The sequence below is a fragment of the Photobacterium obscurum genome, from assembly GCF_026191635.1.
Lineage (GTDB): Bacteria > Pseudomonadota > Gammaproteobacteria > Enterobacterales > Vibrionaceae > Photobacterium > Photobacterium obscurum.
In genome coordinates, this window is record NZ_JAKRRW010000030.1 from 49,175 (window position 1) to 56,033 (window position 6,859).

Below are 6,859 nucleotides of genomic sequence, written 5' to 3' on the forward strand. Positions count from 1 at the left end.
TATCTATGAAGTAGTTGTCGGTTGAGGTGCTTCGTGAGGCACGGTCACTTGCAACTGAATAACCCGGCGGTTGTCGGCTGACGTCACTTTGAATGAGTAGCCTTCAAGCTCTACGATCTCACCGCGTGCTGGCAGGTGACCAAAACTGGTCATGACCAATCCGCCAACGGTGTCGACCTCTTCATCACTGAAGTAGGTCTGGAACATTTCGTTAAAGTCTTCGATGGTTGTCAGTGCTTTTACCGAAAAAGTATGCTTACTTAACTGACGGATATCCTGCTCTTCTTCGTCGTCGAATTCATCTTCGATTTCGCCGACGATCTGTTCCAGGATGTCCTCAATGGTGATAACACCTGATACCCCGCCAAATTCATCGACAACGATCGCCATGTGATAGCGCTCTTCTCTGAACTCTTTCAACAGGCGGTCAACACGCTTGCTTTCCGGCACTACAACAGCCGGGCGCAGCACTTTGTCCATATCAAATGGCTCGCTATTCGGAAGGAGGTAACGCAGCAGATCTTTAGCCAGCAATATGCCTTCTACATGATCTTTGTCATCACTGATCACCGGGTAGCGGGAGTGTTGGGCATCAACAATTAAATCAATCAGGTCTTCTAACTTCTGAGAACGTTCGATGGTAACCATCTGAGAGCGAGGGATCATGATGTCACGAACACGCATTTCAGCGATTTCCATAACACCTTCGAGCATGTCGCGGGTGTCGTGGTCGATTAAATCGTTTTCTTCCGAATCACGGAATACTTCTACCAGCTCTTCACGGTTTTGCGGTTCACCTTGAAACAGTTGGCCAATACGTTCAAAGAAGGACTTTCTACTCGGACCTTCAGAATTTTGTGAGTTATCTTCGTTCATTGTTTTAAGAAAAAATCTCTCTCTCAATTAAGTGGCCATGCCACGGGATGTTATACCAATCAGCATTAGTTTCTGGATACTGATTTATCCTGATTGGTATTATCAAGTACTACGACAACGATTTTTCGATAATGTTACAGCTTCTCTTCGACATACGGATCGGCAAAACCCATGTTTACCATGATTTCCGTTTCCAAAGATTCCATTTCTTCTGCTTCATTATCGTCAATATGATCATAACCTAGCAGATGAAGACTACCGTGTACAACCATATGTGCCCAGTGGGCATTTAGCGGTTTATTCTGTTCTTTGGCTTCTTTTTCGACAACCTGGCGACAGATAATTAAGTCGCCCAGAAGATCTAGCTCTACACCAGGAGGAGCCTCAAACGGGAACGACAGCACATTGGTTGGTTTGTCTTTGCCGCGGTACTCATGGTTCAGAGCATGGCTTTCTTCTTCGTCGACCAGACGAACCGTCACTTCTGCATCAGCCTGAAACGGGGTGATAGCAGCATCTAGCCAGTGTTGAAAATCGACTTCGGTTGGCATGCCAGCCTGGCTTTCAGTGGCATATTGCAGATCAAGATAAATCGCCATTAGTTACTTTTTTCCGGTTCAGCTTGTGGGGAGACAACTTGTTGCGCCGCTTGTTCGTCGCGACGTCGTTGCTCCATCAGTTTACGTTGCTTTTGATCTTCATTTTCCCACACTTCGTATGCCTGTACGATGCGTGCAACCACAGGATGACGAACAACATCATCAGCCTGGAAGAAGTTGAAGCTGATCTCGTCGACATCCGACAGCACTTCGATGGCATGGCGCAGACCTGAACGGGCACCGCGCGGTAAGTCTATTTGGGTAACGTCACCGGTGATCACTGCCCGGGAGTTGAAGCCAATACGGGTCAGGAACATTTTCATCTGCTCTACCGTGGTATTCTGGCTTTCATCTAAGATGATAAAGGCATCATTTAAGGTACGACCGCGCATGTAGGCCAGCGGTGCAACTTCAATGACATTACGTTCAATCAGCTTTTCTACTCGCTCGAAGCCTAGCATTTCAAATAGGGCGTCGTAGAGCGGGCGAAGATAAGGATCGACTTTCTGGCTTAAGTCCCCCGGTAGGAAGCCGAGCTTTTCACCGGCTTCAACCGCAGGACGAGTCAGTAGAATACGGCGAACTTCCTGGCGCTCAAGTGCATCGACGGCAGCGGCAACCGCGAGATAGGTTTTACCGGTACCTGCAGGGCCCACACCGAAGGTAATATCGTGGGTGACCATGTTGGTGATGTACTGGGCCTGATTTGGCGTACGTGGCTTGATCACCCCTTTCTTGGTTTTGATGGTGACTTCTTTACCATAGGGGATAGATGACTCGGTAGCTTGTTCTAGCACCCCAGACTCTTTGATAGCCAGATGAATGTGCTCGGGATCAATATCAGGGATATTGTTGCGGACTGGTGCCGTATCGACGTAAAGGTTTTTGATGATTTCAGCGGTGGCTTGTGCGGTGTGGGATTGGCCGACAACGCTGAAACCGTTGCTGCGGTGGTTGATTTCTACACCCAAACGGCGTTCAAGTTGTTTGATATTATCGTCGAAAGGGCCGCAAAGGCTGGAAAGGCGCTGGTTATTGGCGGGTTCCAGATTGAATTCTACAGTGATAATTTTGCTCAAGATTTGCCTCTCATTGCGATCGCCCGCGGGGGCGGGCGACCATTAGTTAGGGCGCGTCCTACTAGTCTTCAGACTGGCGTCTTACTAAGGAGTATATACGCCTACACCCAATTCATCTTCTTTACGTGTTTTTTCCATCACCTCGGTAGGTGACATCGCTACACGTAGAGCCATTTCGGCTTCGGTGCGTACAAGTTCACCGCGTAGCGAGTTAGTGAATACGTCGGTGATCTTGACATCAACGAATTGGCCAATCAGCTCGGCAGAGCCTTCAAAGTTTACGACACGGTTGTTCTCGGTACGGCCGCGAAGCTCCATGATGTTCTTCTTCGATGGGCCTTCAACCAGAATACGCTGCTCAGTGTCCAGCATCTGGCGTGAATAACGCATTGCTTGAGTATTGATCTGCTGCTGCAGTTCGTACAAGCGTTCTTTCTTCACTTCCTCTGGCAGATCACATGGATAGTCTGCCGCCGGTGTTCCCGGACGTGCCGAGAAAATAAAGCTGAAGCTCATATCGAAGTCGATTTCACGGATCAGCTTCATGGTATCCTGGAAGTCCTGATCGCTTTCGCCCGGGAATGCCACGATAAAGTCAGAGCTGATGGTGATGTCCGGACGCGCTTTGCGTAGTTTACGGATTTTTGACTTATATTCGATGGCGGTGTGCGGACGCTTCATCATCGACAAAATACGGTCTGAGCCGCTCTGTACCGGCAGGTGCAGGAAGCTAACCAGCTCCGGCGTATCTTCGTACACTTCGATGATGTCATCAGTGAACTCGATAGGATGGCTGGTGGTATAACGGATACGGTCGATACCGTCGATAGCCGCAACCAGACGCAGAAGCTCGGCAAATGTGGCAATCTCGTCATCGTGAGTTGCACCACGGTAGGCATTCACGTTTTGGCCAAGTAGGTTGACTTCGCGTACGCCTTGATCTGCCAGTTGAGCGACTTCAAAAAGTACATCATCCAGCGGGCGGCTAACTTCTTCACCACGTGTGTAGGGAACAACACAGTAAGTACAGTATTTAGAACAACCTTCCATGATCGAAACGAATGCCGTTGCACCTTCGGCACGAGGCTCTGGCAGGCTGTCGAATTTCTCGATTTCCGGGAAGGAGATGTCCATGACCGGAGCGTGATCAGATTGTGACTGTTTGATCATCTCTGGCAGGCGGTGCAGGGTCTGTGGGCCAAAAATGACATCAACGTAAGGTGCACGCTGACGAATCGAGTCGCCTTCCTGGGTTGCTACACAACCACCTACGCCAATCACCAGGTCTGGCTTTTTGTCTTTCAGCGTTTTCCAGCGGCCTAGCTGGTGGAAAACTTTTTCTTGCGCCTTTTCACGGATTGAGCAGGTGTTCAGTAGCAGAACGTCTGCTTCTTCTGGTTCTTCCGTTAACTCGAAGCCATTGGCTGCATTAAGAAGATCGGCCATTTTTGATGAATCGTATTCGTTCATCTGGCAGCCCCAGGTTTTAATAAGCAGTTTCTTAGCCATGTCTAACTCTTCACTCGTAGTGTTTATTCATTGCATTCAACATTGCTTCATTCGGCCAACAACTATGATTTAGAGACTGTTGGCTGTAGCAAGCCGCGTATTGTACTGCTTAAAACCCTGCCTGACTAGATCATCACCACCCCGAATAAAATATGGTTTTTAGTCTGGGAGATGACGGGTTGTATTTATTGATGTTTCACCGGGGGCTTGGACGGGGGCTATTAGTGAATAATCAATTTAGAGCTGGTCAAGAGTCTGGTTGCCGAGCTGTCGCATTTGTTGGGTGATCCAGCGGCTTCGCTGGCGGACATACTCGCTCATCGGGTTGGCCTTTATTTTATAGGGGTTGGGGAGGACAGCTGCCAGTTGGGCGGCTTGCTGAGGTGAAAGTTGGCGAGCCGGAATAGCGAAATAGTTCTGGCTGGCGGCTTCAATACCGTACAACCCAGGGCCGAACTCAATGATGTTGAGGTAGACTTCGATAATGCGAGATTTGTCCCACAATAGCTCCATCAGTAGGGCAAAGTAGAGTTCAGCCCCTTTGCGAAGAAACGAGCGGGTAGGGAAGAGGAACAAATTTTTCGCTGTTTGTTGGGTGATGGTACTTCCCCCACGGCTCGGACCATCAGCTCCGGTTTGCTTTAGGATGGTCAGAATGGCATTGATGTCGATCCCGTAATGGCTGGCAAAGCGCTGATCTTCTGAGGCTATAACGGCTAGCTGGGCGTTTGGCGAGATGTGTTGTATATCGACCCAAAGGTGTGTCGACAGCTCTGGGTAACCGATTGGCGGATATAAACTGCGGTGGATTTTCCAGCCCCAAATCGGAGGGTCGATATATTTTCCGGTCATGACTAGCAGTATTGGCGTAACCATAACCAGAAGGATGCACCTGAATAACCAGCGTTTAAACGTTGCTATCACGGATCTCGTTACTTCTTAGAGTTTATCTTGGCTTCAATCATAATAGATTAATATGCCAAGTGGCAGAGTTCGGGGAATTATCGCTGATGGCTGAGAGGGAATCAGGTAACATACGGTCAACACAATACTTATCTGGCTCAGCGAATTAGATGTCAGATCAGAGAGTTATTTGTTTATGTCCAAGCGCTTATAGATAAGCGTATAGATAAGCACAGAGATGAGACCAGATATGGAACAATATGATGTAGTGGTTGCTGGTGGTGGCATGGTTGGTGCTGCGACTGCATTGGGTTTAGCACAGCAGGGACTAACTGTAGCCGTATTGGAAGGGACGGAGCCGAAGAGCTTCCAATCCGAACAGCCAATGGATCTGCGGGTTTCTGCTATCTCACCAAACTCTGTAGCTCTTCTGATGCGCCTAGGTGCCTGGGCCAGTATTTTGCAGATGCGAGTGTGTCCATTCAAGCGACTTGAAACCTGGGAGCATCCCGAATGCCGTACTCGCTTTAATGCCGACGAAATGAACTTAGATCGCTTGGGCTATATTGTGGAGAATCGAATTATCCAGCTGGGCCTATGGCAGCAGTTTGATGATTACCCGAACTTATCACTACTATGTCCTACCAGAATGATAAGAGCAGAGGCGACTGAAGCGGGCTACCTGGTCGAGCTTGATGATGGTCGACAGATCAGCACCCGGTTATTAGTTGGTGCCGACGGGGCGAACTCTCAGGTGCGTCAGCAGGCAGGCATTGGTATTACGGCTTGGGACTATCGTCAGCATTGCATGCTCATTAATGTAGAAACGGCCTTGCCACAGCAGGATATGACCTGGCAGATGTTTACTCCTCGGGGGCCTCGTTCTTTTCTGCCGTTGCCGGGACATCAGGGATCATTGGTGTGGTATGACAGCCCGCAGAGGATCAAGCAGCTTAGTGCTATGAGTGCAGAGCAGTTGCATGAACAGATCAGTGTCAACTTCCCCAAAGAACTAGGGGAGTTCAAGGTATTAAGCCACGGCAGCTTCCCGCTGACCCGCCGCCACGCCCAGAATTACTATAAACCTGGAGTCGTTTTGCTTGGTGATGCCGCCCATACAATAAACCCTCTTGCTGGACAGGGCGTGAATCTTGGCTTCAAGGATGTCGATGTGCTATTGCATGAAATTGAGAAAGCCGGCAAAGAGTGGGCTGTCCCTTCGGTATTAAAAGCTTATGAGTGCCGTCGCCGTCCCGATAACCTGCTAATGCAAAGCGGTATGGATTTCTTCTATACCACGTTCAGTAACTCTTTGCTGCCAGTGAAGCTGATGCGTAACGTCGGCCTTAAGTTGGCCGAGCACACCGGTCCGTTGAAGAAGCAGGCATTAAAATACGCAATGGGTATGTAGTGGCACCAACGGGTATAACTGTATTTGGCGCCAACCAATAAAGAAAAAGCCGAATGTTAATAAAAACATTCGGCTTAACAACCAGAGAGATACGATCATTGAGTAGGTTGTAAAAACAGTTTTATGCAACAGAGTTAATTTGCTGCAGATAAAAGAAAACCCACCAAAAGGTGGGTTTCTAAACGATGGTGCGGAAGGAGAGACTTGAACTCTCACACCTTGCGGCGCCAGAACCTAAATCTGGTGCGTCTACCAATTCCGCCACTTCCGCAATACCTTTCGTCTTATCTTGATCATAGCATCAAGAGATAAAACGCTAAGTAAAATGTGGCAGGGCTACCTGGATTCGAACCAGGGAATGGCGGCATCAAAAGCCGCTGCCTTACCGCTTGGCGATAGCCCTACAGGTGTCTTTCTTAGAGACTGCCTCGAAAAGAGGTTTTAGAGAGAATGGTGCGGAAGGAGAGACTTGAACTCTCACA

General features: G+C 48.9%; 6 protein-coding genes and 2 tRNA genes. 1 reads left to right on the forward strand and 7 read right to left on the reverse strand.

The annotated features are described in order from the left end of the window. Nucleotides 1–3: 3 nt before the first annotated feature. The 5 genes from corC to mtgA form a co-directional block, all read right to left on the reverse strand. Nucleotides 4–876, reverse strand: a complete 873-nt coding sequence (gene corC, locus MD588_RS23730; protein ID WP_265700329.1) for a CNNM family magnesium/cobalt transport protein CorC — start codon at nucleotides 874–876, stop codon at nucleotides 4–6. Between the two features lie 134 nt (nucleotides 877–1,010). Continuing rightward, nucleotides 1,011–1,475 carry an rRNA maturation RNase YbeY gene (ybeY, locus tag MD588_RS23735; protein WP_265700330.1) on the reverse strand — a complete coding sequence of 155 codons (465 nt, stop codon included), beginning with the start codon at nucleotides 1,473–1,475 and terminating at the stop codon, nucleotides 1,011–1,013. Further along, nucleotides 1,475–2,557 (reverse strand): PhoH family protein, encoded by a 1,083-nt coding sequence (locus MD588_RS23740; protein ID WP_265700336.1) that lies wholly within the window; start codon nucleotides 2,555–2,557, stop codon nucleotides 1,475–1,477. The genes ybeY and MD588_RS23740 overlap by 1 nt, the downstream gene beginning before the upstream one ends. 81 nt (nucleotides 2,558–2,638) lie before the next feature. Further along, nucleotides 2,639–4,063, reverse strand: a complete 1,425-nt coding sequence (miaB, locus tag MD588_RS23745) for a tRNA (N6-isopentenyl adenosine(37)-C2)-methylthiotransferase MiaB (protein WP_265700332.1) — start codon at nucleotides 4,061–4,063, stop codon at nucleotides 2,639–2,641. 237 nt (nucleotides 4,064–4,300) lie between these two features. After that, nucleotides 4,301–4,987: a monofunctional biosynthetic peptidoglycan transglycosylase gene (gene mtgA / locus MD588_RS23750; RefSeq protein WP_265700333.1), complete on the reverse strand. Its 687-nt coding sequence runs from the start codon at nucleotides 4,985–4,987 to the stop codon at nucleotides 4,301–4,303. Nucleotides 4,988–5,216: 229 nt separating this feature from the next. Here mtgA and MD588_RS23755 point away from each other — a divergent pair, with 229 nt between their 5' ends. After that, the gene (locus tag MD588_RS23755) at nucleotides 5,217–6,377 is read left to right on the forward strand and encodes a 2-octaprenyl-3-methyl-6-methoxy-1,4-benzoquinol hydroxylase (RefSeq protein WP_265700334.1); all 1,161 of its coding nucleotides are present in this window, start codon (nucleotides 5,217–5,219) and stop codon (nucleotides 6,375–6,377) included. A gap of 186 nt (nucleotides 6,378–6,563) precedes the next feature. Here the strand turns inward: MD588_RS23755 and MD588_RS23760 are convergent. Continuing rightward, a tRNA-Leu gene (locus MD588_RS23760) sits at nucleotides 6,564–6,648 on the reverse strand. Nucleotides 6,649–6,705: 57 nt separating this feature from the next. Further along, nucleotides 6,706–6,780, reverse strand: a tRNA-Gln gene (locus MD588_RS23765). Nucleotides 6,781–6,859: the final 79 nt, after the last annotated feature.